The organism is Paenibacillus sp. FSL K6-1318, from assembly GCF_037976905.1.
GTDB classification, from domain to species: domain Bacteria; phylum Bacillota; class Bacilli; order Paenibacillales; family Paenibacillaceae; genus Paenibacillus; species Paenibacillus amylolyticus_A.
Genome location: NZ_CP150270.1, coordinates 687,383 through 713,104 on the forward strand (window position 1 = coordinate 687,383; position 25,722 = coordinate 713,104).

The 25,722-nt window shown below is 48.4% G+C and carries 25 protein-coding genes; 21 read left to right on the forward strand and 4 right to left on the reverse strand.

From position 1 onward, the window contains the following. The first annotated feature begins 136 nt into the window (after window positions 1-136). The 3 genes from NYE45_RS03200 (at window position 137) to NYE45_RS03210 (ending at window position 2,745) form a co-directional block, all read left to right on the forward strand. Window positions 137-433, forward strand: coding sequence for a hypothetical protein (locus NYE45_RS03200; RefSeq protein WP_036614170.1), 297 nt, complete (start codon window positions 137-139; stop codon window positions 431-433). 198 nt (window positions 434-631) lie between these two features. Continuing rightward, on the forward strand, window positions 632-1,204 hold the full coding sequence (locus tag NYE45_RS03205; RefSeq protein ID WP_076334264.1) for a GNAT family protein: 573 nt from the start codon (window positions 632-634) through the stop codon (window positions 1,202-1,204). 35 nt (window positions 1,205-1,239) lie between these two features. Continuing rightward, window positions 1,240-2,745: an MDR family MFS transporter gene (locus tag NYE45_RS03210; RefSeq protein ID WP_340017295.1), complete on the forward strand. Its 1,506-nt coding sequence runs from the start codon at window positions 1,240-1,242 to the stop codon at window positions 2,743-2,745. Window positions 2,746-2,827: 82 nt separating this feature from the next. Here the strand turns inward: NYE45_RS03210 and NYE45_RS03215 are convergent, their stop codons facing one another. Further along, window positions 2,828-3,289: a MarR family transcriptional regulator gene (locus NYE45_RS03215; RefSeq protein ID WP_076334262.1), complete on the reverse strand. Its 462-nt coding sequence runs from the start codon at window positions 3,287-3,289 to the stop codon at window positions 2,828-2,830. Between the two features lie 348 nt (window positions 3,290-3,637). Here NYE45_RS03215 and NYE45_RS03220 point away from each other — a divergent pair, with 348 nt between their 5' ends. The 7 genes from NYE45_RS03220 to NYE45_RS03250 all read left to right on the forward strand — a co-directional run bounded on the left by NYE45_RS03220 (window position 3,638) and on the right by NYE45_RS03250 (window position 11,062). Next, window positions 3,638-4,969 (forward strand): MFS transporter, encoded by a 1,332-nt coding sequence (locus NYE45_RS03220; protein WP_340015545.1) that lies wholly within the window; start codon window positions 3,638-3,640, stop codon window positions 4,967-4,969. A gap of 207 nt (window positions 4,970-5,176) precedes the next feature. Then, window positions 5,177-6,526, forward strand: coding sequence for a hypothetical protein (locus tag NYE45_RS03225; protein ID WP_340015546.1), 1,350 nt, complete (start codon window positions 5,177-5,179; stop codon window positions 6,524-6,526). Window positions 6,527-6,575: 49 nt separating this feature from the next. Further along, window positions 6,576-8,006 carry a hypothetical protein gene (locus NYE45_RS03230; protein WP_340015547.1) on the forward strand — a complete coding sequence of 477 codons (1,431 nt, stop codon included), beginning with the start codon at window positions 6,576-6,578 and terminating at the stop codon, window positions 8,004-8,006. 201 nt (window positions 8,007-8,207) lie between these two features. Continuing rightward, window positions 8,208-8,414, forward strand: coding sequence for a type II toxin-antitoxin system death-on-curing family toxin (locus NYE45_RS03235; protein WP_340015548.1), 207 nt, complete (start codon window positions 8,208-8,210; stop codon window positions 8,412-8,414). 159 nt (window positions 8,415-8,573) lie between these two features. Beyond that, window positions 8,574-9,305, forward strand: a complete 732-nt coding sequence (locus NYE45_RS03240; RefSeq protein ID WP_340015549.1) for an ABC transporter ATP-binding protein — start codon at window positions 8,574-8,576, stop codon at window positions 9,303-9,305. A 21-nt stretch (window positions 9,306-9,326) separates the two neighbouring features. Then, window positions 9,327-10,574, forward strand: coding sequence for an ABC transporter permease (locus tag NYE45_RS03245; protein WP_340015550.1), 1,248 nt, complete (start codon window positions 9,327-9,329; stop codon window positions 10,572-10,574). A 113-nt stretch (window positions 10,575-10,687) separates the two neighbouring features. Then, the gene (locus tag NYE45_RS03250; protein WP_340015551.1) at window positions 10,688-11,062 is read left to right on the forward strand and encodes a hypothetical protein; all 375 of its coding nucleotides are present in this window, start codon (window positions 10,688-10,690) and stop codon (window positions 11,060-11,062) included. A gap of 147 nt (window positions 11,063-11,209) precedes the next feature. Here NYE45_RS03250 and NYE45_RS03255 read toward each other — a convergent pair whose 3' ends face one another. Continuing rightward, on the reverse strand, window positions 11,210-12,478 hold the full coding sequence (locus NYE45_RS03255) for an NAD(P)/FAD-dependent oxidoreductase (protein ID WP_340015552.1): 1,269 nt from the start codon (window positions 12,476-12,478) through the stop codon (window positions 11,210-11,212). A gap of 195 nt (window positions 12,479-12,673) precedes the next feature. Between NYE45_RS03255 and NYE45_RS03260 the strand changes: the two genes are divergently transcribed. The 3 genes from NYE45_RS03260 to nadE all read left to right on the forward strand — a co-directional run bounded on the left by NYE45_RS03260 (window position 12,674) and on the right by nadE (window position 15,972). Further along, window positions 12,674-14,368 carry an ATP-binding protein gene (locus NYE45_RS03260; RefSeq protein ID WP_340015554.1) on the forward strand — a complete coding sequence of 565 codons (1,695 nt, stop codon included), beginning with the start codon at window positions 12,674-12,676 and terminating at the stop codon, window positions 14,366-14,368. Window positions 14,369-14,589: 221 nt separating this feature from the next. Further along, complete coding sequence (locus NYE45_RS03265) at window positions 14,590-15,024, forward strand: BrxA/BrxB family bacilliredoxin (RefSeq protein WP_062837635.1); 435 nt, start codon at window positions 14,590-14,592, stop codon at window positions 15,022-15,024. 138 nt (window positions 15,025-15,162) lie between these two features. Next, entirely contained in the window at window positions 15,163-15,972 is an 810-nt protein-coding gene (nadE, locus tag NYE45_RS03270) for an ammonia-dependent NAD(+) synthetase (protein ID WP_062837634.1), read from the forward strand. A gap of 122 nt (window positions 15,973-16,094) precedes the next feature. Here nadE and NYE45_RS03275 read toward each other — a convergent pair whose 3' ends face one another. Continuing rightward, window positions 16,095-16,910, reverse strand: coding sequence for an alpha/beta fold hydrolase (locus tag NYE45_RS03275; RefSeq protein WP_340015555.1), 816 nt, complete (start codon window positions 16,908-16,910; stop codon window positions 16,095-16,097). A gap of 185 nt (window positions 16,911-17,095) precedes the next feature. On the opposite strand from NYE45_RS03275, the gene acpS reads away from it, so the two are divergent. Together acpS and mutY are read left to right on the forward strand one after the other, a co-directional pair. Beyond that, the gene (gene acpS / locus NYE45_RS03280) at window positions 17,096-17,494 is read left to right on the forward strand and encodes a holo-ACP synthase (RefSeq protein ID WP_340015556.1); all 399 of its coding nucleotides are present in this window, start codon (window positions 17,096-17,098) and stop codon (window positions 17,492-17,494) included. Between the two features lie 29 nt (window positions 17,495-17,523). Further along, window positions 17,524-18,888: an A/G-specific adenine glycosylase gene (gene mutY / locus NYE45_RS03285; protein ID WP_340015557.1), complete on the forward strand. Its 1,365-nt coding sequence runs from the start codon at window positions 17,524-17,526 to the stop codon at window positions 18,886-18,888. Window positions 18,889-19,148: 260 nt separating this feature from the next. Here mutY and NYE45_RS03290 read toward each other — a convergent pair whose 3' ends face one another. Beyond that, window positions 19,149-19,760 (reverse strand): superoxide dismutase, encoded by a 612-nt coding sequence (locus NYE45_RS03290; protein ID WP_036614138.1) that lies wholly within the window; start codon window positions 19,758-19,760, stop codon window positions 19,149-19,151. A 417-nt stretch (window positions 19,761-20,177) separates the two neighbouring features. Between NYE45_RS03290 and NYE45_RS03295 the strand changes: the two genes are divergently transcribed. The 6 genes from NYE45_RS03295 (at window position 20,178) to folE (ending at window position 25,686) form a co-directional block, all read left to right on the forward strand. Continuing rightward, window positions 20,178-20,603: a GNAT family N-acetyltransferase gene (locus NYE45_RS03295; protein WP_017690782.1), complete on the forward strand. Its 426-nt coding sequence runs from the start codon at window positions 20,178-20,180 to the stop codon at window positions 20,601-20,603. A 293-nt stretch (window positions 20,604-20,896) separates the two neighbouring features. After that, complete coding sequence (gene lepB / locus NYE45_RS03300) at window positions 20,897-21,502, forward strand: signal peptidase I (protein ID WP_340015558.1); 606 nt, start codon at window positions 20,897-20,899, stop codon at window positions 21,500-21,502. A 170-nt stretch (window positions 21,503-21,672) separates the two neighbouring features. Further along, window positions 21,673-23,559 carry a tRNA epoxyqueuosine(34) reductase QueG gene (gene queG, locus NYE45_RS03305; RefSeq protein WP_340015561.1) on the forward strand — a complete coding sequence of 629 codons (1,887 nt, stop codon included), beginning with the start codon at window positions 21,673-21,675 and terminating at the stop codon, window positions 23,557-23,559. A gap of 15 nt (window positions 23,560-23,574) precedes the next feature. Continuing rightward, window positions 23,575-24,606 (forward strand): HD domain-containing phosphohydrolase, encoded by a 1,032-nt coding sequence (locus tag NYE45_RS03310; protein WP_076333863.1) that lies wholly within the window; start codon window positions 23,575-23,577, stop codon window positions 24,604-24,606. Between the two features lie 165 nt (window positions 24,607-24,771). After that, the gene (locus tag NYE45_RS03315) at window positions 24,772-25,035 is read left to right on the forward strand and encodes a YneF family protein (protein WP_062837628.1); all 264 of its coding nucleotides are present in this window, start codon (window positions 24,772-24,774) and stop codon (window positions 25,033-25,035) included. A 57-nt stretch (window positions 25,036-25,092) separates the two neighbouring features. After that, window positions 25,093-25,686: a GTP cyclohydrolase I FolE gene (gene folE, locus NYE45_RS03320; RefSeq protein ID WP_062837627.1), complete on the forward strand. Its 594-nt coding sequence runs from the start codon at window positions 25,093-25,095 to the stop codon at window positions 25,684-25,686. The last annotated feature ends 36 nt before the right edge of the window (window positions 25,687-25,722 follow it).

The window sequence follows — 25,722 nt, forward strand, 5'->3', positions numbered from 1 at the left end:
GAGGATGCGGTTAGTCAAGCGGAGGATTTCGGAAAGGGTAGGGAATACCTGAAGAATCCTCCTGTTTCTCAGCTTCTTGCGTGGGGTAATTACTTAGCAACCACGGAGGGCTATAACCCGGGAAGGAGCTTGGCTTATGCATGCAGAGGTACAGAATCTTTTTGTACGGATACATCTACTATATTTCGCGCAAAATCAGGATTTGAACGTTAGCGAGGCGCTGCCCTTATTGGAAGAACGGGGCTATCGCGTTGGAGAGCGGGAGATCAAGCAGGAGCTTGAACACCTGACTCAGGAAAACTTCCTGACCGCCCACGGGGACCAATGGAGCCTAACCGGGACTGGCATTGAAGAATTCAAGGAAATCACGGCTGTGTTTGGCCGGGTTAGCGATGAATTATTGGGGAAGGGCAAGAAAACGTCCAAAGCTTAAAATTCATTTGGACAAGCCATGATTCCATAATTTACTCAAACTTGAATTGATCCATACGTACAACAAGACCGGGAGCGAACGTGGCCCGGTTTTTTGACGTGTATCCATGACTGAATAGTTGCCATTCGGCGCAGGTTATGATTAGATGACTAGTGAATCTTATGGTCTACAGAGATGGATCGGATCGGAGTGTCTTATATGTATAAATGCAAAGGGAGAATTCCTGAAATGGAGACTGCGCGGCTTCGTCTGCGTAAAATGCGTCGCCGTGATGCGGCTCAGATGTTCGCATGCTGGTCGGATCGCGAGGTAACCCGTTATATGAATCTTGCACCCATGATTGGGACAAGCGAAGCGGCGGACATGATTGGACTGCTTAACCACATGGCAGGGGAAGAGGATGCGATCCGCTGGGGGATCGAACTCAAAGAAACAGGTAAGCTCATCGGCAGCTGTGGATTCAACACATGGCAGCTTGAAGGCGCATTCCGGGGTGAGATCGGTTACGAGCTGGGACGCGATTACTGGCGCCACGGTTATATGACGGAGGCTTTCTCCGCATTGCTGCCCTTCGGATATGAGACCATGGGACTTAATCGGATTGAAGCGCTGGTTGATCCGCGTAATCTGGCGTCCGGCGAGTTCCTGACGAACCGCGGTTTCACGCGGGAAGGGCTCCTGCGTCAGGTGCAGCATACATCCACCGGTTATAAGGATATGGTGATGTACTCGATGCTGTATGATGAGTTTCTTCGTAAGAAAGGTAAATAAAAGAGAGAAGGGTTTGTGTGAATGCAACCGGAGGTTTGAAGCGCAGTTTCATCTTGACGGGGCTGTTGCTCGCGACATTTCTGTCAGCGATAGAAGGTACCGTGATTGGCCCGGCGGGACCAACCATTGTCAGTGAACTCGGGAGTGTACAGCTGCTTAGCTGGATTTTCACTGCATACCTGCTGACGATGGCTGTGAGTACGCCCATTTTCGGCAAAATTAGTGACCTGTATGGACGAAAGCCTGTATTTCTAATTGGCTGTGCCTTATTTTTACTGGGTTCACTCCTGTGCTGCCTATCGCAGAACATGGAACAATTGATTATTTTTCGTGCCATTCAAGGGATCGGTGCGGGTGCGGTAGTTCCTGTTACGTTTACGATTATCGGAGACATCTACGCCATTGAAGAACGTGGCAAAATTCAGGGCTGGATCAGCTCCGTGTGGGGTATTTCCTCTCTGGCGGGTCCGCTGCTTGGCGGTTATTTTGTAGATAATCTGGGCTGGCAGTGGATCTTTGGTTTTAATGTGCCATTTGGTCTGCTCGCGATGTGGTTTGTATTTCGTTATCTGAAGGAAGATATCTCTCCGCGTACAGCCAAAATTGACTATGTCGGTGCGCTGACCTTCACGGTGGGCATTACCGCATTGTTATTTGTTCTGTCAGCGGGTGGGCAGTATTATGCCTGGAGTTCTCCGTTGATTGTAGGACTGAGTGTGATTGCCGCTCTGTTTATCATTTTATTTTTCGTGGTGGAAAAAAGAGCTCAGGCTCCAATGGTTCCTCTACATCTGTTCCGAATTCGGGACATCCGTGTGGCGAATATCGCAGGACTGCTAACCAGTACTCTGATGATCGGCCTGACCAGTTATTTGCCGCTCTGGGTGCAGGGGGTTCGGGGAGGTAATGCGACGGAATCCGGACTGCTGCTCGCGCCGATGTCGGTGGGCTGGCTCATTGGTAGTGTGTTGGCAGGCCGCCTGTTAATGAAAATTGGATCTCGTATGACCGCATTGATTGGATTAACGGGAATTGCGATCGGATCTGGTGGACTCTTCTTGGTTGGGGGGACATCCCCGCAGGCTGTGCTCTTCATATTGACCTTTATTTATGGTCTCGGATTCGGGTTTGCATTTACAATCTTCACTATTATTGCGCAGTCTTCCGTAGGGTATAAGGAGCGTGGCTCCTCTACGGCACTGCATACGTTCATGCGTACGTTGGGACAGACAATTGGTGCAGCGGCTTTTGGTACCTGGTTGAACTACCGGATCTCCACGTTATCCAGTGAGCAGAATCTGGCAGAGGCCGGAATTTCGGAGAATGATCTGAATGAACTGCTCGCACCACATACGGATGCTGCTCTATCGGATGACAAATGGGCGCTGCTGCGTAACGTGCTGGAAGGAAGTTTGCATTCCCTGTTTGTCATTATGTTTGTCATTGCATTGGTCTCGTGGGTAACGACGCTGGCTCTACGCAAACGTTTAATTGTACCCGAAGATGCAGATGCTCCACCGCAACCACAAGCATCAAAGTAAAGAGAAGATATATACGAAAAACCGGATTCGCCGATGTCTGGCAAATCCGGTTATTTTTGTTGGCACTTGCGCAATGAATGTTCTAGCTGCTTGCTGATAAACGATCTGCAGAATGTGCAAGCCTTCCCAAAAGTTCGGACAGCAGTTCCTTGTCTTCCTCGCTCAGTCCACTGACAGCACGGTCGATCTTCACCGCATAGCCAGGATAGATTTCATCCATGGTGCGCTGACCTTCTTCGGTCAATTCCACAAAGATGATACGTCTGTCTTGCGGACAGTGCTTACGGAGTAAGAGTCCTTTTTGCTCCAGCTTATCAATCACATAGGTCACATTTCCGCTTTGCAGCAGAAGCTGTGCACCAACCTGTTGAATCGGCTGAGCCCCTTTCATATATAACACTTCGAGTACCCCATATGCGGTGGGGTTGAAGCCATGCACTTTGCTTCCGGATACAGCGTGTTCATTCACGCTCTTGAATGTCTGGGCCAAGGTGCGGTACAGATGAAGTGAACGTTCGGCTCCAATTTCTTGTAATTCCAGCATGCTGATCCCGCCTTTTCAGATTAGTTTTATAAGTTGAAATGATGAAGAGTGGTCCTCTTCGTTATGCTGTTCATGTAAAAGATATTTCAACTTATAGGAGTTGGTTAGTTATGTTTGACGATTCAGGTTGTCGCCATGCTCTTATTGTAAACCTCTGTTTCCACGAAAAACATGCGATATGTCACAAGATCTGCATTTTTAGCATTTAAAATTTGATCATTCATCTTGCAGGAAAATCATCCTTCAGATGTCACCTCTTCTCCGCCTCTGGCAGGAGGTTGAGTCAAGCCATGCTCTTTTATAATGAATTCATATTATGAATTCGGAAGGCACTGGAGGAGAAGCAGAATGACAAGTGAGTTAACATTTGAAGCACAACGACCGCTGAAGAATAACCGATCTTTTGTAACATTGATGGTGGCACAGGCCATCTCCAATCTGGGGGACTGGCTGCATCTGCTGGCGATCCTGACACTCGTAGGCATCCGCTGGAATGCAACGCCGTGGGAGATTACGTTTGTCATGTTATCCGCAGCATTACCCATGTTGGTGACGGGGCCGTTTGCTGGAGCGCTCGCGGATCGGGTGAACCGCAAGTGGCTGATGATTGCTGCTGATGGCGCGCGAATCGTCATCGTGGGTGCGTTGATTTTTGCCGACCAGATCTGGCACGTCTACATACTGCTTGTCCTCAAATCTCTGTTTGATGTCATCTTTTCTCCTGCCAAAAACGGAAAACTAAAGGAAATTGTACCGCATGAACAGCTTGCGCAAGCGGTATCCATCAGCTCAGTGATTGAACAGTTGTCCAAAATTATCGGCCCAGCGCTTGGTGGACTGTTGGTAGCTGCTTTTGGCATTACCTGGTGTTTTGTTCTCGATTCAGCGTCATTTCTAATCTCCGGCATCATTTTATTGTGGATTCCTGGAACTCGGGTGATCCAAACCGCAATTCATAACGTAACAGAAGTAGAGGAAGAGACAGCTGGGGATGTTCACAACCGCCCAAAAAACTCTTTTTGGAAAGAAACACTGGAGGGCATCCGCATGCTCGCATCTCTTCCTCATGTAGGGACGTCTCTAATCTTGCTTGCTTCAGCCATACTTTTTCTGCAATTTGCCGATTCACAGACTGTAGTGTTATTTAGACAGCTTCCCGGCATTTCAAGTGATCTGCTGGGATGGTGCGTGGCGGCCAGTGGTGTAGGAACATTAATTGCAGCGATGAGTGTGCGGAAGTGGAGGCAAGCAGGGCATGTTTTGAAAATGGGTCTGGGAACCTCGCTCACGGGTCTGGTCATTGGTACAGCCGGAATCATTGTCGTGGCCTGGCCGTCTGCTGGACTTAGTGCGCACCTGCTGCTTATAACCTTGTTTGCCCTGGCGGGAATCGGAATCGGGTTTGCAGTGGTACCCTTCCAGATCCTGTTGCAGGAACAGACACCTGAGGCGATGACAGGCAGGGTGTTTGGAACGGTAGGCAGCGTGATGACAGCCAGTAATATTATGGGTCCGGTAGTCGGTGGATTCATGGTCACCTCGTTCGGTGTCGTACCGGCTTTTGTCTGTTCAGGCATTTTGCTGACCTTGCTTGGGTTGATTTATTTGATGATACGCAACGGGAAAAAAGTCGATATGAATGGCTCCATTGCGCCGAAGACCATGACTGCGGGCAAATAAAAACATGCCGAACCTGCTTAGGTTAGAACAGTTGAAATGAAGGGTTGAATTTACTTCAAATTTTAAGTTTTTGATTAAAAAGCGTTTGAGTAAACGCCTTCACGTGTAATGAGGAACAGGCAGAAATCCCTGTATTCTAATTATTCATAGGGGAAAACTCATATGCCTTGTCCCACCAACGCATTAGCGGAAAGGGGGTGAAGCAACTTGAATGTAAAGTTACCAAAATCCATCGTACGTCTTGGAAGCATACCACTGGCCATACTTGCCGGGACTTTGATGCTGGGGTTTGGATCGTCACATGTGTATGCGGATGATGCTCAGGTATCTTCTGAAAAACCGTCCAGCGGATTGTCGCTAAACTTGTTTTCACGCGATTCGGATGGCGGGTTGAACCTGACTCCATCGGTATCGGTATCCACACCACTACTGGATGTTGAAGTTCCGTCGATCAAAGCGAATGAATCCACAGGAAAGCTGAGTGTATCTGAGCTGAACGTAGATACACCGCTTGGATCGGCCGGAACATCAGAGATTGGGATTGATGCGAAGAAGGGAACCGTCGAACTGCCGTCTGTAAAGGCGGATACACCGGTGATCAAAGCCGATGTATCAAGCAGTCAGGTGAACTTGAATGAAGGTACAGCTTCCTTGCCTGGCGTTACCGCAGAGGTACCCGAGGTGATCAAGGCAGAGACGTCTGCTGTAAAAACAGACCTTCGGCAGGGTAAGGTTGAATTGCCTTCCGTGAAGGTGGATGTACCTGAAGTTACTTCGGTCAATATCTCTTCATCCCGTGTGGATCTGAGTCAGGGAAATGTCCAGTTGCCTTCTGTGAAAGCAGAAGTTCCAGTTGTAGACGTATCCGCTGAACTCAATCCTGATCAGGAAAAGGTGGAGATTCCAAGTGTGAAGCCGGAACGGCCTGTAGTGACTCCGGAACAGCCGACGGTCGTCAAAACACCGAATGGTGAAACTTCCAATACGAGTGCACTCGCAGATCCTGTTTCATCTCAGAACAACGAGGAAGGACAGTACGCAGTACAGGTTACGGGCAAAGTGATTGAAGTCACCCCGGAACCAGAAGTACGTCCAGAACAACCTGTTGTTCCGCAGGCATTGCCTGTGAAAGGAGCCGATCTGACTTCGGATTCCGATGTCAATGCGGGATTGCCAGATAACGAGCTATTCCTCGTAGATCAGCCATCTGCTGAACCATCTGTCACTGAACAAGTGCAGAGTAACCAGGAAGTCAATCTGAAACAAGATGCTGCTGATGCAGCATCTCCATTGCAGCCTCGCACAGAACGACCCAATAGTTGGTCTGTTGCAGCAACTTCTCCCGGAGCAGCTAATGCTTCCGCAGGGACAAGCTCCGGTTCGTCCGGTGTAACTGGAGGTGGAGCAACGGCTCCAGCCGCTGCACTTCCAGGAGCAACAACGGGGCTGGTTACGCCAGATTACGATTTTGCTTTCCGAGTGGAACGGCTCGATGGTTTCAGTCAATGGTCACAGGCACCGCCGGGGCGGCCGCCGCAATATACCTCTTTCTCTTAGGCAACAATGGCGTTAATTCAACCAAAATTGAGAAGGAGTGTATATAATCATGAAAAAAGTGAATCGTTGGGTAAAATTGTCGGTATTGTCGGGTACGTTGGTGGCTGGATTGCTGGGAGCTTCGCAGGCAACTTACGCAGATAGCTATAGCAATAACAGCAGTGGCAATCTGGATCTGAATGCAGGTTTGCGTCTGGAGTTGGGATCTCTTCTGTCAGGACACCGTGACACAGGTGACGGGCACAATGGTAGCTACGGAGGTTCATCCAGTGCAAGTGGAGCATTGAATTTGGATCTTGGACTCAATGCCGGCTTATCCTCAGAGAGCACGAACCGATACAATGATCGTTCTTCCGATCACACTGCTGAGCGTAGCAGTTCTGGCAAGCTGGGCCTTGGCCTGAATGCCAATGTGTCGGGAGAAGGTACAACGATGAGCGATTATTCACGAGGCGGCGATCATCGGAACGTGAACAGCAGCTATGCGAGCGAAAGTCGTGGAGCACTGGATCTGGGTCTGAACGCAAAAGCTGAAGGAGAGAGTGCAACATGGACTCAATCCGAACGCAACAACAGCGTGAAAGATAGTGAGCGTAACGTAAACAGTAGCACTGCGAGCGAAAGCCGTGGAGCACTGGACCTGGGTCTGAACGCGAAAGCGGAAGGAGAGAGTGCAACGTGGACTCAATCCGAACGCAACAACAACGTGAAAGACAGCGAGCGTAACGTAAACAGCAGCTATGCGAGCGAAAGCCGCGGAGCACTGGATCTGGGTCTGAACGCGAAAGTCGAAGGAGAGAGTGCAACATGGACTCAAACTGAAAGCAACAACAGCGTGAAAGACAGCGAGCATAACGTAAACAGCAGCTACGCAACTGAAAGTCGTGGAGCACTGGATCTGGGTCTGAACGCGAAAGCCGAAGGAGAGAGTGCGACATGGACTCAATCCGAACGCAACAACGGCTTGAAAGACGGTGAGCGTAACGTAAACAGCAGCTATGCGAGCGAAAGCCGCGGAGAACTGGATCTGGGTCTGAACGCGAAAGCCGAAGGAGAGAGTGCAACATGGACTCAAACTGAAAGAAACAACAGCGTGAAAGACAGCGAGCATAACGTAAACAGCAGCTACGCAACTGAAAGTCGTGGAGCACTGGATCTGGGTCTGAACGCGAAAGCAGAAGGAGAGAGTGCAACATGGACTCAATCTGAAAGCAACAACAGCGTGAAAGATAGTGAGCGTAACGTAAACAGTAGCACTGCGAGCGAAAGTCGTGGAGCGCTGGATCTGGGTCTGAACGCGAAAGCAGAAGGAGAGAGTGCAACATGGACTCAATCTGAACGCAGCAATAGTGTGAACGACCGTGAGCGTAAGGTGAGCAACAGCTACGCAAACGAAAGTCGTGGCGCTTTGGATCTCGATCTGAACGTAGACGCAGATGCAGAGAGTGAAACTACATCTGTGGTGGAGACAAATCGGTAATATGAGATTTTCATTGTAATATGAAGAAGCAGGGGCTCCGGAACCCCTGCTTCTTTTTTTGCATTTTACAATTCGAAATAATATGCAAATGGATAAAAAAATTAGTATAATTGTTATAACAGTTGAAGAGCACAATCATCAGCTTTTGGTAACGAAGCTTACCCATATATATATGAAAAATCTGCTGCGATCTTTCAATCTTTGGGCCAAAACCATTCTTTTCATAATGCTAATAAAAGAACGGCTTTTACCGCATTAGTAATCTTCCTGCGTTATAACAATGTGTATCTTAAAATGGATCAAACTTTTGCTGAGGACTTTACTGTTGATATGGTGAACCATAAGTATACATTTGAACAACTAGTCTCAATTATTCGTACATACTGTGGTACCGAAAACGAAGAATAATAAACAAAGCAATAAATCATACATTACTATGATTTATTGCTTTGTTTATTTGCCATCTATATATAAATGCTCGAAATGATCAAACACACAGCCCGCAACTCGATTACAATAAAACTAAAGAATGAAATAAACGCCTGATCAGAACAGGGAGTGAATGATATGGGATCGGAATATAAAAGCACGGAAATACAGAAGTCCATATTAGAAGTACATATTACAGAGGCAGGATACGAGCCAGGACAATCGACCATACGCAATATTCGAATGAACGTATCGCGAGGAGAGCTGGTAGGTATTATCGGACCCAATGGTGCGGGCAAAAGTACCACGATCAAAACGCTGCTTGGTCTGTTGGAACATGCGAACTATGAAGTGGCGATTGGGGGAGAGGGTCGCTATGCCTACATTCCGGAGCAACCGGTTTTTTACGAATACATGACGCTGTGGGAACATCTTGATCTGGCCGCAGCGGCGTATGAAATGGAGGAAGAAGCTTTTGCTACCAGAGCGGAGGAGCTGTTGGTTCGTTTCGGTATGGACCACGTTCGGAATGATCTTCCAGCCAGTTTTTCGAAGGGGATGCGCCAGAAAATGATGCTGATGATCGGGTTTCTGTCTTCGCCGGATATCTATATCGTGGACGAGCCGTTCATCGGACTGGACCCTCGCGCAACCAAGGATTTTCTAAAATTACTGGATGATGAACGTCGCCGCGGTGCGGGTGTGCTCATGTCTACGCATGTACTGGATACCGCTGAACGAATCTGTGACCGGTTTATTCTGATTGCTTCGGGCAGATCTGCTGCCGAGGGAACATTGGATGAAATCCGTGAAGTGGCAGGATTGCCGGAAGGTTCTTTGTTTGACTGTTTCGATGTACTGACGTCTTAGATAGAGAGAGGGTGAGAGAGAATGGAAACTTCCCAGCGTTATAGCCCACTTCGTTTATACAGGCGAAGACGCAAAGAACATTTCAGGGAACAGATGAAAAATCTCAGACTCGTCGTGGATTGGATGGTGTGGGTATACCTGCTTGTTCCGGGCCTGCTCTATCTGATTGGATGGTACACGAGTCTGTGGACCAAACCGCTGCCTGCATGGGCGACAGAATTACCGCTTCCCGTGTTAACCGGGTTGATTGACGTCGTTATGCTTACTGGGGGTGTGTTGATATTTGTGGAGGAAGCGGATGTATTGTTTTTGAAATCAAGGCCGTTGTGGATGCGCACGTTAATGAGGCAAGGGCTCTACCGGTCCTGTCTGCAACATCTGGGCAAGATGATCTTGGTTACAGCACTGACTGCCCCTCTGTGGTCCCGTGTCTATGAGATGTCTAATCTTCAGATTGCACTTATGGCTGTCTGGTTTGGTGCAGCAGCTTCATTCCAAGCCATCACACTACATATGACGAAGGTTCGACTTACAGGCTGGCGACGCTGGATTCAGATGATTCCTCTCGTCATCGGTATAGGTTATATGACCATTCATGCGACATCATGGATGCATGGACAGACGTGGAAAATCAGTTTTGGAATCGTAATTATCATGCTTCTTCTAATTACAGTTGGACAGATGAGGCTATTGATGAAGGGAACATTTGAAGGGGATGTGCGGGAGGATCTGCGGAGCAGGCTGCAGCTTACAGCTCTAATGTTAAGCCGGGCAGTGAGCAAGCCGAAAGCCCCACGAACACGGTCCATCATCTTCCGCAAACCGCGTAAACTATTACGCAATCGTTCCATCGCGAATCGGACAGCGGAGACTGCATTCAAGGCATTTTTCCGGAACTCGGCCACGATGAAATTGTATCTGCAGCTTGGCGGACTATCCATCGCAGCAGTTGCCTTGCCACCTTTTCCGATCAATGTCATTGTGTGTGCGTTGTTAATCATCATGTTGACGGTGATGTTTTATCGTTCCTGGGATGTTTTTGCCACGTCCGACTATGTTCAGCTTATAACATATGACTCGGAGGCGCTGCATCTTGCAGGTTCAATGATGGTTCGGATGTTGTTCATCCCGATTGGTATTCTTATGGGATTCACGCTGGGATTGGCCTGGCTCGGCTGGATCGTCGGTATTCTAACAGCTGCAGGTGCGGTGGCTTTTGGACTCTGCGTATTATCTATTGCCGGATGGGTTCGGCTGACCCGGGCCTAAAGGAATTCCTTTCTAATTCGGAGCATATCGTGCGCTATATCTGCCCATGCTATAGAAGAAGAATCTCATCTATGGATGATGAGAGATTAGCTGTAGCAAGGAGGAAAGAGACGATGATGGATAATAGCGAACTACAGGTGCATTTCTCAGACGGTTCAGCATTGAATGCCGCAAGGGCAACCTTGGAGGAATTGGGATATAAGCCATATCAGTCCGGCCCGCTGGAATTGTACATCCCCACAGATCGCCAAGATCCCCAGTCTGCCGTGGAGATTGTACAATCTCATGGAGGAAGTGCCGTATTTGCCTCGCAAATGGAAGAACTGGATCAGTTTCAGAATATATCGATTCCCGCTCATCTCGTGAATGAGGATTGGAACGATGGTTATGCGAGCGGGAGCCAGGCTGAGCAAGGTGCACATAACTATAGCGAGGACCCAACATACGATGATTCGGCTGATGGATTCTCAGGCAGTGTCAAAGCATAGAATGCAAAAATCACAAGCTAATAGCGGTTCGATCCACCTTTACTAAAATGGAACAATGCTGAAAACCCCGATACTCCACAGATAGTGGATATCGGGGTTTTTGACATCTGAAGCAAATCATCATGTGTATGAAGTGTGTAATACCTATTATGATGTAGCGTGTTTATATTCTGCTGCATGCATACCAGCCGTATATCCCGTAGAGAAAGCAGCGGTGATATTATACCCTCCGGTGTAGCCGTGAATATCCAAAACTTCACCGCAAAAGAATAGTCCAGGCAACAGCTTGGATTCCATTGTTTTTGGGTATATCTCCTTTAAGTGGATTCCTCCCCCAGTAACGAAGGCTTCTTTGAGCGATCTTGTTCCGTCTGCACGGAAGGTAAAAGCCTTCATTAGCCCGCACAAATTGCTTAACATGCCTTTGGGGAAATGGTGGAACGTGAGATCATCGCTGATCTCCGCGCGTTTCATCATTAATGGAATCATGCGTTCCGGAACCCATGTTTTCAGTATGTTTTTGACAGCCTTGCGGGATTCTTGTTCCAATACCTGTTGGACCTGTGTTTCCAATGCACCTAGGGACAGCTCCGGGAACAGATCAATGCTCATAATAACCTGTGGGTTTCCAGACTTCATCTGAACCTTGCGGATAAACTGGCTGCAACGCAGTGCAACTGGCCCAGACACCCCAAAATGCGTGAAGATCATATCCCCGCGATGGGAGATGACGGTTTTGCCTTTGGCATCTATAACAGATAGACCGATATCTCTCAAAGATAAACCTTGCAGTTCCTTGGATTGAATCCAACTCTCCCCAGACACAATAGGCACTTCAGTTGGATATAACTCTGTAATCGTATGACCGGCAGCTTCAGCCCAGGGATAACCATCTCCGGTTGATCCAGTTTGAGGCACGGATTTGCCGCCAGTAGCGATAATGACAGAGCGTCCAAGGATGGTTTTACCTGAGAGCAATTTAACACCCTGTACCTGCTGACCGTTCTGAATGAGTTCCTTGACCGGTTCTTTGGTGCGAATCTCAACGCCGAGGGAGACGATTTTGCCTACCAATGCATCAACGACTGTTTTCGCTTTATCGGTTACGGGGAACATTCTGCCGTTGTCTTCTTCTTTCAGGGCAATTCCGAGATTCTCGAAGAAACGCATGATCCCCTGGTTGTCCAGATTCTGAAACGAACTATATAAAAAGCGGCCATTACCCGGAATATGCCGGATGAGTTCATCCGTTTCCTTGGCATTAGTTACATTGCACCGACCTCCGCCAGAGATGCCGAGTTTACGACCCAGTTGATCTCCTTTATCCAGCAGAAGCACGGACGCTCCATGCTCGGCAGCTGCAACGCAAGCCATCAGGCCCGCAGATCCACCACCAATTACAATGACATCATACATACGTTATTACCCTCTTTTTTCATTGATTTTGTCTGTTTTACGTAAAACGTGTCTACTCCTGCCTTTTTCTGAAATATAATGGAGTTAGGAGAAGTTCTATTATGCAGTCTTAAGGGATATATTGTAATATACTGTCGCCTATGTTTTAATCAGAAATACATGAGGGAATGTGCAGGCAGAGGAGGAGATGGCATTGTGGTTGCGTTAAAGGACATTCTTTTACAAGTACTGCTGGCAGGGTCGGCGGTATTCCTGATTCCCTTATTCCATCTGGGGCTCTCCAGGCGGGCTATTGCCAAAATGGAACATGCCGGAACAGTACAACCCAGTTTAGCTGTGACAAGTGTCGCGAGCATGCTGCTGTGTTTGCTGTTTGCGCTTTTTGCGAGTTCAGTGGCCGTACCCATATCATTAAGCATCGTACCTGTGATACTTGTTATTTTGTATTGTAAGTCCGCTATAGGCTTAACGCTGTCCATTCTACATATTCTCTTCTATTTTCTTTTTGCGCATCCCTATGATCTGTACGGATTTCTCCTTCATACGGGCATTCTTCTCTATCCTATTGTATGGTTGTCTGCCAAACGATTCAAGCATAATACACCTTCGCGCAAAATGGCGATCCTGATCTCCCTGATTGCAATGGAACTAATTGTAACTAGCCTGTTGTGGATCGCATCCCACCAGAATGACTCCACATACTCTGCAACCTACATGATACTTACAGCACTTGGATATACTGCTGGTGCCATTGTTGCGGGCAGTCTGAGTCTGCTATGGCTGGAACGGATGAAACATTATCGTGGGCTGGAGCAGCATCTCTCCGAAGTTCACCACCGATACATAACCGAAACGGAGAAACTTCATCAGATTCTGAATGCAGTCCCCCTTTCCATTGCCACTGTAGATAAAGAAGGCACGGTCATGTTCGTCAATGAGATGATGGAGCAAACAGCGAGAGAGCAGTTACCTTGTACCTCCACGCCTGATCTCATTGGACAGCCTGCCAGTCAATTTGTTGAACAAGGTCAGGCGGACAAGATGGATAAAAGCATTCGCAGAGCCGTCATTCATGGTGAGATTAGTGGATTGACCGTTCGTTACGGTGCTCACGTATTTCAGTCCCGAACCGTGCCAATCTATGCCTTTTCAACAGAGCCTGCCAGAGAAGTTACAGGGGCTATGCTGATTATTCAGGATATCACGGAGCTTGAGATGCTGCGAAGTGAGCTGGATAATGTGGACCGTCTCAGTCTGGTGGGGCAGATGGCTGCAAGCATTACGCATGAGGTGCGCAATCCAATGGCGGTTGTGCGTGGCTTTCTTCAACTCATGCAGGAAAAAAGTCCGGAATCCCTGGATCACTATTACCGGATCGTCCTGGAAGAGCTGGACCGGGCGAACAGTATCATTAATGATTTCTTGTCTCTGGCTCAGAATCGCATTGCGGAGAAAGAGGAGTCCCAGCTGCATGATATCATTCATGAACTCAGTCCATTGTTATGGGCGGATGCGAACCTGCGTGGTCAGAGCATTGAACTCATGCTCGCACATGATGTGCCGAAGCTGAATCTCAATTCAAAGGAAATCAAACAGGTGGTATTGAACCTGGCCCGTAACGGGATGGAAGCCATGAATGAGAAAGGCGTGCTCACGCTGGAGACGCGGATGGTGGACGACAAGGTGGAGCTGTGTGTACGTGACACAGGGCCGGGTATACCGAGGGTGAAGAAGGAGAAGCTGTTTGAACCCTTTTACACGACAAAAGCTAAGGGAACCGGACTCGGATTGTCCATGTGTCTAAGTATTGTGGAACGACATAATGGAACCATTACAGTGGAATCGGAGGAAGGTCAGGGGACCACCTTCAAAGTGGCATTTGAACAATAGGCATTCAGCATATTTTGCCAGACAATGAGACATAATAATATGGAAGAAGCCTTTCCGCAGGCGGTTTCTGAATCTTGCTTTCATTGCTTATGGATGTATAATAGGAATAGCACATCATTACATCCATAATTTTCGATATGAATGTAACGTTGTTTTGGAAAGCTATTCGCCTCTAATTCTAACGAGATTATAGAACAACCATTTATAAGGAGTGAAACCGAATGTCAATGTCATTTGATCAATACATGAAAGATATGGTTCAACCTATGCGGGATGAGCTAACTCGTCTGGGCATTCAGGAGTTGCGTACTCCTGAAGAAGTGGAAGCAAGTCTGCCGGATGCAAAAGGAACAGCACTGATCGTCATTAACTCAGTCTGCGGATGTGCCGCAGGTCAATGTCGCCCAGGTGTATCCCAAGCCCTTCAGAACGATATTACACCGGATCACCTGTATACTGTATTTGCTGGTCAGGATAAGGAAGCAACTGCAAAAGCACGTGAATTCTTTGCACCGTATCCTCCATCTTCACCGTCCATCGCCTTGATGAAAGACGGAGAACTCGTTCACTTTATTGAGCGTCATCAAGTGGAAGACCGTTCTGCAGAGGAAATTGCGGCTGATCTCACTAGTGCATTTGAACGTTACTGCCGTTAATTCGCTCCATAGAACGCCCCGCCCTTCGGATAACCGATGCCGGGGCGTTTCATTTTGGATAGATAAGGTTATTGAACCATTCGGACCTTTCAAGATGGACATCAAATTTCATTAATTTAGAAACGGGGTGTGTGAACGATGAGTTTGCAACAACAGATCATCGCTGAATTGAAGGTTAAACCAAGCATTAACGAAGAAGAGGAAGTTCGCAAGCGTGTTGATTTTCTGAAGACGTATGTGAAAAATGCAGGTGCCAAAGGCTTGCTGATTGCGATCAGCGGCGGTATTGATAGTGCAGTAGCTACGGCGCTTTGCAAAAAAGCGACGGACGAGCTTACACAAGAAAACAATCAAGAGTACAAAACGCTCGGTGTATTCCAACCTTATGGTGAACAAGCCGATATCGACCACAGCTACGCTGTAGCGAAAGCATACGATCTGAAGCATGTCGTGGAAACCAATATCGAAGATGCCGTTAACGAGATTGCACTCGAAGTGGAGCAAGGCTTCAAATCCTTGGGCAGCCCACGCCATATGACTCACCAAGGCAAAGGTAACGTTAAGGCAAGAACTCGTATGGTTATGCAATATGCGCTTTCGTTTGAAGAAAACCTGCTCGTTGTAGGTACGGATCACGCATCCGAAGCCATCACGGGTTTCTATACCAAATGGGGCGATGGCGCTGTGGATATCACGCCACTGAGTACCCTGAACAAACGTCAGGTACGCCAACTGGCGGCATATCTGAACGTGCCACAAGCTATTTTGGACAAGGCACCATCTGCAGGGCTATGGGAAGGTCAGACGGACGAAGATGAGCTGGGGATTTCGTATGAAGCGAACAGCGACTATCTCGAAGGCAAGCAGATCGACCCGGCTGCACAAGAGCGTCTTGAAGCATTCTATACGCGCACACATCACAAACGCAATGCCATTCCTGGTATCTAATACGGGTAGATGAGCATGAACGTTATATTGGAAATACGAAAAGAGTCACTGCTCAGGCAGTGACTCTTTTTTGTGTGAATTGAGAAAAACAAAAATCCAGATGCTACTATATTAAAGATGAGTTAGTTACTCCAGTCGTTGATCTGTTGCAGGGTTTGGGTGATGGCTTGCTCCAGTTGCGGAGTGGTTTCTTTAAATGGATGTACGGTATTAAAGGTGTGATTCCCTTCTGGTATCTGGTGCCATGGAATATCAGGGCGGGCTTGAACTAATGTGGCAGAACCGTCCCGCAGACGCTGGGGATCTTCTGTTCCCTGAATGAGTGCGACGTGCAACGTTGAAGAAGCCAAACGGTCAATGATCGCGTAACGTTCATGATGCTTGTCCAGGTCCTCCAGAATAGACACGTCCAGTGGCATCTGCTGGCCTGTACGTCCGTTAACGACATGGCTGCGGCCATGCGTACGCATTTCTTCTTTTTGCTCCGCTGAGAAGAGATCCAGATTGGTTACGCCATTCCAGGAGATTACACCTGCCACCTGCTCGGGATGATCCAGTGCATAAACGAGACTTACACCCGCACCGCGGCTATGTCCAACCAGGTATACAGGAAGTCCAGCGAGTTCAGGTTGTGAAGCTACATAATCAAGCACTAGGGCCAGATCAGCAAGCTCCCGGCTGTAGGTATTCACCGCGAACTTTTCAAGTTCAGAGAATTGCTCCGGATATTCGCCAATACCGTTGTGAGAGAAATTGAAGGTCAGCACATGGTGCGTCTGGCTAAGCTGTGAAGCTGCATAGGGGAACATGCCCCAGTCTTTGAAGCCTTTGTATCCGTGAGCCAGAATGATGACCCCTTGAGCGGGTTGTTGGGCAGGGAAAAAGTCCCCGCGAATGATCGCATCTACGTCAGTGGGCAATTCAAAAGTGATGGGCATTATTCAGACCTCCTAAGAGTTTCAAATGATTCCTGATTCATATTTTAGCATAAATGGGAATGCGGATAGGTACTCGCTTCTGGGCGCCCCTCCTGCTACAATAGAATACGTGTTCGGAGAGTTACGGATCATGTGATTGAATGGAGATCTTTTACAGTATAAAAGATTAAGCGGGTGAAGCGTTGATGATATATGGCATAGGCAATGATGTGCTGGAGATTGGACGTATGCGCAAGCTGCTGTCGGGTCGCCATGCGGAAGCTTTTATAAAACGAATTTTAACGCCAGCAGAGCGGGAGATCGCGGCTCAACGGGGGAAGCGGATGACGGAGTTTGTATCCGGACGATTTGCAGCGAAAGAAGCGGTGTCTAAGGCATTTGGCTGTGGTATTGGTGGTGTCATGGGTTTTACTGACATTGAGGTGCTGCCTGATGGGACAGGACGTCCCGTGGCCTCGCTGTCCAGTCAAGCCTGGGAACGTCTGCAGCTGCCATATGATAAGCAATATGACATTCATTTGAGCATTACGCATCAGACGGAATTGGCAGCGGCCTTTGCAATCGTGGAGCAGATGGAAAAGTAGTTAGCTTGGCAATAGGAGAGGACGGAAATATGGGTTTACAGGAACAGAAACAACATTTCAGCTTGAATTTGCTGGATTGGTATATGATCAACCGACGGGATTTGCCGTGGCGTCGCCACAACAATCCGTACTTTACTTGGGTATCGGAGATTATGCTTCAACAGACTCGGGTCGATACGGTGATTCCGTATTTCAATCGTTTTATCGGAAATTTCCCGACCGTGCAGGCGTTGGCGGAAGCGCCTGAAGAGGATGTTTTGAAAAATTGGGAGGGACTCGGTTATTACTCCCGTGCTCGAAATCTTCAGGCGGCTGCGAGACAAGTCATGGAGCTACATGGAGGCGAGATGCCGCAGGACAAGCAGGCCGTCTTTGCGTTAAAAGGGGTAGGCCCGTATACTGCCGGGGCCATTCTCAGCATTGCCTTCAACCAGCCGCAGCCTGCGGTAGATGGCAATGTCATGCGGGTCCTGTCCCGATACTTCCTCATCGATGAGGACATTATGAAGGGCAGCACCCGGGTGTTGATGGAAGAGCTCGCAGGAGAGCTCATTCCGGAAGGGCGGGCGCGTGATTTCAATCAGGCGCTGATGGAACTTGGCGCGCTGGTGTGCACACCCAAAGCGCCGCACTGCCTGACTTGCCCGGTCATGGAGCAATGTTCCGGCCGCATCGCCGGAAGAGAGCTTACACTGCCGGTCAAGACCAAGGCGAAGCCGCCGCGCCCTGAGCAGCGGCTGGTCGCGATTGTTGAGGGCCGCGGTGCTCATCGCGGCCAAGTGCTTGTGCGCCAGCGCCCAGACACGGGCCTACTGGCCCGCATGTGGGAGCTGCCGCATGTGCTCGCGGCGCCCGCCGCAGCGAGCAAGAAGGCGGCGCCGCTGGCGGATGAGCCGGCCATGGCCTTGCTGGCCGGCAGTCTGTGGGCGGAAGGCTTCGCTGCCCGCCCGGAAGGGCTGGCTACCCATGCGGAGCATGTGTTCAGCCACATTGTCTGGAGCCTGCAGGTGTACAAGTGTACCGAGCAGGACCAGAGCAGTGAGCTTCCGCTGATCGCAGCGGAAGCCAGAGCCGCCTACGATGCACAGGCGGCAGCAAGGGAGGGCGCAGCCTCATCATCAGCTGTGTCACCTAAGCCGGCCACAACGCATTCGTCGGAGCCAGCCACTCCTCTTGCACAAAACATCTCAACATCGCTTAACGATGGAGAGATGTTGGCACCATCTGACGTTAGTGATCCGGCGATGAGCACGCTGACACTCACAGGTAAAGGCGATGGCTTGACCTATCGCTGGATCGGTCCGGAAGATATGGACAAGATGGCATTCCCGAATATTTTTCTGAAGCTGATCAGCAGTTATTTTGCCGGTGCGTATGATCAAGTAAATGATTAAATGGGGGAGCTAACGAACCTGAGTGACGTTATCATTGCCAAATCAACCCAAAAGTGCGCATCAAAGCCCGTATTTGGGGAAATAGCTACTCTGAGATTCGTTAGGTTCGCGATACGATGAAATATGGAGCAATAGCGTGTCCTGGGTTCGTTAGAAACAAAACACCCATTAACTATAGCGATAGCAAAAAGAGAGCCTGATCACGGTCACGATGACCGAATCAGGCTCTCTTTTATGTTAACTGTTGCATGTTAACAATCTTATTTTGCAGAAGCGTAACGTTTGTTCACTTCATCCCAGTTGATTACATTCCAGAAAGCAGCGATGTAGTCAGGGCGTTTGTTTTGGTAGTTCAGGTAGTAAGCGTGCTCCCATACATCCAGACCCAGAACCGGAGTCAGACCTTCGAAGAGAGGGCTGTCTTGGTTAGGTGTGCTAGTGATGGACAACTTGCCATCTTTACCAACTACGAGCCAAGCCCAGCCGGAACCGAAACGAGTTGTAGCTGCTTTAGCGAAATCTTCTTTGAATTTGTCAAAGCCACCCAGTTCGCTATCGATAGCTGCTGCGATATCGCCTGTAGGAGCGCCGCCGCCGTTAGGTCCGATGATTTCCCAGAACAGGCTGTGGTTAGCATGTCCACCACCATTGTTGCGAACCGCTGTGCGGATGCCTTCAGGTACGCTGTCAAGGTTAGCAATCAGATCTTCCAAGCTTTTTTCTTGCAGTTCAGGAGCGCTTTCCAGAGCTGCGTTCAAGTTGGTTACATAAGTATTGTGATGGCGATCGTGGTGGATTTCCATCGTTTTTGCATCGATATGTGGTTCCAGTGCGTCGTTAGCGTAAGGAAGTGCTGGTAATTGAAAAGTCATAATGAAATACCTCCTGAGATTTTAAGTTTTTTGAACAGGTACATATGTAATAATACCCTTGCCACTAATATTAAACCGCATTCGGGCTAATTAAGCAACATTTTTGTTTATTAAGTCCCCCGAGGCGTTGATCTAATGATGGGCCAGAGATAACAAACATATTTTACCCTTTATGAATATTTTTATGTGAAATTAATAGAAATAAAAGCAAAAATATGACGTTTGGTGATGTAAACGGTTACAATTAAGCGCTTTCAAAAGAAAATGCGTGTTTTATGGAGTAAAGTATGGTTTAATTGACGAAGAAGCGGTATTTTCTCGTTTTTTGTCATTATATGAACATTGGGTTTTTGGTAAAAGGGAAATCCTTTTTGTAAAAAAACCTCATCTAAGCTAACGAAAAGGGAGATTTAAGACATGCACGTTCGTTCCTTTCAGTTGAGTGATGCAAGCCAGATGACGGAGCTTCTCCAGGTTGCACTATCGGAAGAGTGTTATGAGAACACGATGGGCCCGTTTGCCCGTCAATTGTCATGGGATTCTGACCTGATCATGGTTGCGGAAGAAGAGGGAGACCTCGTCGGCGCTTTGATCGGTACGATTGATCACAATCAGGGTTGCATCTATCGTATTGCGGTCCATCCAGACTATCGTCGCCGCGGAGTCGGCAAAACTCTTGTCGAAGCCATGGAACAACGGTTCCAGCAGCGTAAAGTCAGCCAAGTATGGGTGGCGGGTGATGAGCACAACAAAGTAGCCATGCCTCTATATGAAGCAATGGGTTACGGTGCCAATCAGATTATGAGCGCTTTCCAGACTCTTAGTATTTTGTCCAAAGCTTAGTTTGCATGTTTAAAAAGAAATAAAAAAAGATTTTCATTTCATATTAGGCATATCTCTTAACGTGTAAGAACGTGAGGGATGTGCCTTTCTATTTATATGAGCGTTCTTCACGTAATATTCGCTGTCTCCGAATTGGATTAGATTACTGCGGCTAACCCGGCTGTATTCACGATATTCAAGGTATTGGTGCTCATAACCAATTGTTTCACTCTCCCAAATGGAGTAGACTGAAAGGGAGTATGAACATCCATTCTAGACGTTTAATTCAACTAATTGATAAACGAGGTGTCCCTTTGAATTCCAATAATCTTTCAATGGAACATGTGACTTCCGAGGAACGTAACGAACCGCCAAAGCCTGAACAACCGGGGAAATCCTGGGTAGCCGAGCTGTGGGACTGGGTCAAAACGATAGTTGTTGCTTTTGTGATCATGATGCTACTGAACCTGTTTGTGTTCAACCTGTCGATGGTTAAGGGACAGTCCATGCAGCCGACACTGGTTGAGCGAGATCGCCTGTTCGTTAACAAAATTGTATATCATCTGGGTACACCTTCCCGATCCGATGTGATTGTACTTCGTGATCCAAGTGAAGGCGTGGAGAAGAAGGATTTTCTGGTGAAACGGATCGTTGGACTTCCGGGAGATACAATTGAAGTTAAAGATCACCATCTATATGTGAACGGCGAGCAGCAAGCGGAAACGTATACTGATATTGAAGTGCAAGACCCGGATTTTGGCCCAATTACACTAGAGCCGGATCATTTCTTCGTGATGGGGGATAATCGTCATGAAGGCAAAAGTAAGGATAGCCGAGTATTTGGCAGTATTACATCTGATGAAATTGTAGGCAAGGCTGAATTTATTTTCTGGCCATTCTCTGAATTGAAGAAATTGTAAAATGATTACAGGACAACAACTTCAGCGCATATTTTGCGTTAAACCTTATAGACTCGTTCCGTTTGAATTCAAGTATGCAAGGCATATATAGAAATTAACGCCTGTCCTCTTACGTGAGGCGGGCGTTCACTATTTACGGAATAAGTGTCGGAAGAAGAGAGGAAAGAGAAATGACGAGCGTACAGACCGGGGCAGCACATGCAGCCTCCGTATGGGAAAAGTTAAAGCAGGAGATCAAGGCAGCTGGCCCCGGACTGGGCATTGATGATATCGGATTTGCTTCGGCAGAGCCCTTCGTAACGCTAAAATCCATACTGGAACAGCATCGGGCTAAAGGGTACGAGTCCGGATTCGAAGAGCCTGATCTTGAGAAAAGGGTTCGTCCCGAGTTGAAGGATGGCGAGCCTGCTTCACTCATAGCGATAGCTGTGGCCTATCCATCCAAGATGGTGAATCCGCCGAAGTCGGAGCCGGGAGCCTACCGGGGGATTTTTGCCCGCTCCGCGTGGGGTCAGGATTATCATCAGGTTCTGCGTACAGCGATGGACAAGTTGGTCAATTTTATAAAGGAACGCGTACCTGAAGCCATGATCGAAAGCATGGTAGACACAGGTGCGTTGGTGGATCGTGCGGTATCCCAGCGTGCGGGGATTGGTTTTAGCGCCAAAAACTGTGCGATTATCTCACCCAAATTCGGATCATGGATTTTCCTCGGAGAACTGGTGACGAATATTCCGTTTCAGCCGGACACCCCTGTGACCGAGGACTGCGGTGAATGTACGAAATGTATCGACGCCTGTCCAACAGGAGCATTAGTGGGACCGGGACAGTTGAATTCACAGCGGTGTATTTCGTTTGTAACCCAGACGAAAGGGTTTGTGGATGAAGAATTTATGCTGAAAATTGGCAACCGTCTGTACGGTTGTGACACGTGTCAGATTGTCTGTCCGAAGAACCGGGGCAAGAACTGGGATCACCATCCCGAGTTTCATCCTGATCCGGAGATTGTGAAGCCGCTGTTGCTACCACTTCTGGACATCGGTAATCGGGAATTCAAGGAACGTTTCGGTCAGAGTTCCGCCGCCTGGCGGGGCAAGAAGCCGATTCAACGCAACGCCGTTATTGCCCTGGGCAATTTCAAAGACAAAAGTGCTGTACCCAAACTTACAGAAGTATTAAAACGTGATCCACGCCCCGAGCTGCGGGGAACCGCAGCCTGGGCGTTAAGCAGAATTGGAGGAGAAGACGCCATGAGAGCAATTGGGGAAGCTGCCGCTAACGAACAAGATGGGAACGTACTAAGCATGCTGCAGAAGGCCGAGGAGCGACTGAGTTCGTCCGAGACCTTACCCAAACAGCCACAGGCTGGGCAAGTGAATGAGAAGCAGCCAGAGGAACAGAAGAACACTGAGCATAATAATTCTTTACATGCGTTACAGCAGGATTTGAAAATGGAAGCAGCGACCGAACCGGGGAATGAGCAGTCTGCACAGCCTGCCAAACCGGAAGCCGCAGCGTGGAAGCCTTCAGCAGTTACGGGGCTTCATGGCAAGCCTGTATATTACGATGAGGTACTGACACCGATTGGTACACTCACGTTATGCGCTACCGATGAAGGACTGTGTCACATTGATTTTGGCGCCTTTCACGTACGCGAAGCCCACCTGCAACAATGGGCCCGTACTTGGATCGGCGAGTATCGATATGAGAAGAATGAAGAGAAGCTCAGCGAAGCTGCAAAGCAGTTACAGCAGTATTTTGCAGGGGAGAGAAAGACGTTCGATTTGCAGCTTGATCGGCTTGGAACACCATTCCAGCTACAAGTATGGCAAGTTCTGTCCGATATATCTTATGGAGAGGCCTCATCACACCAACAGGTTGCGGAAATCATCGGCAGGCCCAAGGCTGTTCGTGCAGTTCTGGACGCCATTAGCAAGAATCCGATTCCGATTATTATTCCCTGTCACCGCATCAGCGGTAAAGACGGCACCCTGGTGGGTTATGTAGGCGGTCTGCAAACCAAGGAGCAATTGCTCGCATTGGAGCAGCAATCGTAAGAGCGGGGGACGTTCATGAAGTATGTAAACGTGGAGAGCGTGGAAGCGGGGGAGCTTCTGGGCAAGACAGTATATTCCAGTAACGGTACGGTACTGTTATCTGCCGGAGTCCAGCTCACCGTATATATGGTCAATACGCTGAAGCGTATTGGCGTGACCATGCTATACATCCAGGATGAAGCGTACAAAGATGTGGATACAGAAGACATTCTGGATGAAACCACGAAACGGGCAATAATTAACGAAATGAGTGTTACACTCGAAGCGGTGCGTTCCGGGAAGGATTGGAGTCCCAGAAAGGTCGCCCTCAGTATAGATAAGTTGCTGAACGATGTACTGAACGGGCGTGAACTGCTGGTGCAGCTCACCGATATTCGTACGAAAGACAATGCGCAGTACGTTCATGCGATGAATGTGTGTTTGCTGTCTTCGGTCATCGGAATGAATATGGGACTCAACTACAATCAACTGAAGGATCTTGCTGTGGGAGCACTGTTACATGATATTGGCAAAGTGGGGGAACCTCCCGGCAGTAGTTCTGCCGCCAATTCTTCGCTGCATCACACGTGGCGTGGATTCGAAGTGATTAAGAACAAACGGGAGTTCAGTCTGTTGGTCGCTCATACAGCGCTGCAACATCATGAGCATGTGGACGGTACAGGTATGCCCAGGGGTATCAAGGGAAATGATATCCATCTGTTTGCAAGAATCGTTAGTGCGGCTAACATCTATGATAATCTCATTAATGGGTTATCGAGAGACAGCCTGCTGCCACATGAAGCTTGTGAAGAGATGATGGCGCTGTCTGGTACCAAGCTGGATCGGGACATTCTGATAGAGTTCAACAAGAGTGTATCCGTGTATCCCAATGGCACAGCTGTACGACTGTCTACCAAAGAGACTGGAGTCATTGTGCGTCAGCATCGGGGATTGCCAGGCCGACCTGTAATCAGGGTGGCGCGTGGCAGTACGCGTTATTCTCTGGATGTGGTTGAAATTGATCTGGCTCTGCATACAACCGTTTTCATTGAAGCCGTCATGAGTTAGCCTGCAGGCGGTTAAACTGGAAAATCCGTTTGCTCAAGGCGTGCGGAAATGCTATGATACTTTCAGGAAATCCGGTCTGTGTCAGGTTTGCAACGTGTGTGTTGAACATCATGGAGTGACACGGATTATCAGGCTTTTTAGAATGCATACAGAGGTGTCTAAGAGATGGATATTGTAATACCGATTATTACATTGGTTGTTGGTCTGGTCGGGGGATTTTTCATCGGGGTGTTCTACTTGCGTAAACAACTTGAGAAAATGCAAAGCAATCCGGACATGCTTCAGAAAATGGCGAAGCAAATGGGCTACAACCTGAATGGCAAGCAAATGCAGCGTGCCCAGCAGATGATGAAGAACCAGCAGCCAGGAGCGAAAATGCCTCAGCCGCAACAACATCCTGCGCGTAAAAGTTCGGGCCGCCGAAAATAATAGCAGTGAAGTGAATTACTGCTTACCTTATTGTGGTTCGAAAGGAGGCGTTCGGCAGTGGCTGGCGTTAAAGATTATATGAATTCAAAAGTATCCGACAATCGGGAGAAGATCGAGTATCATGTAGAGCAGATCCTGAAGTTGATCGGAGAAGATAGTACACGTGAAGGGCTGCTTGAAACGCCTGCACGTGTGACCCGAATGTATGAAGAAATTTTTGGTGGATATGAAGTAGACCCACGCGATGTGCTCGGTGTCACGTTTGACGAGAATCATGAAGAGCTGGTTATCGTTAAGGATATTGTCTACTACAGTCAATGTGAGCACCATATGGCGCCGTTCTTCGGCAAAGTGCACATTGGGTATGTACCAAGCGGCAAGATCGTCGGTCTGAGCAAAATGGCTCGTCTGGTCGAAGCGGTAACGCGTCGCCTGCAGGTTCAGGAACGTATTACTTCACAGATCGCTGATATTCTGACAGAGGCCGTTGAGCCTCACGGAGTTATGGTCGTCGTGGAAGGCGAGCACTTGTGCATGTGTTCCCGCGGCGTGAAGAAGCCGGGAAGCAAGACGGTAACGTCTGCTGTACGTGGTTCTTTCCGTGAGAATCCGGCACAACGTGCGGAGTTCTTGTCTTTGGTGAAAGATTAAAATCAGGTATGTCCACTCGTTGGACAAGCCGGATGA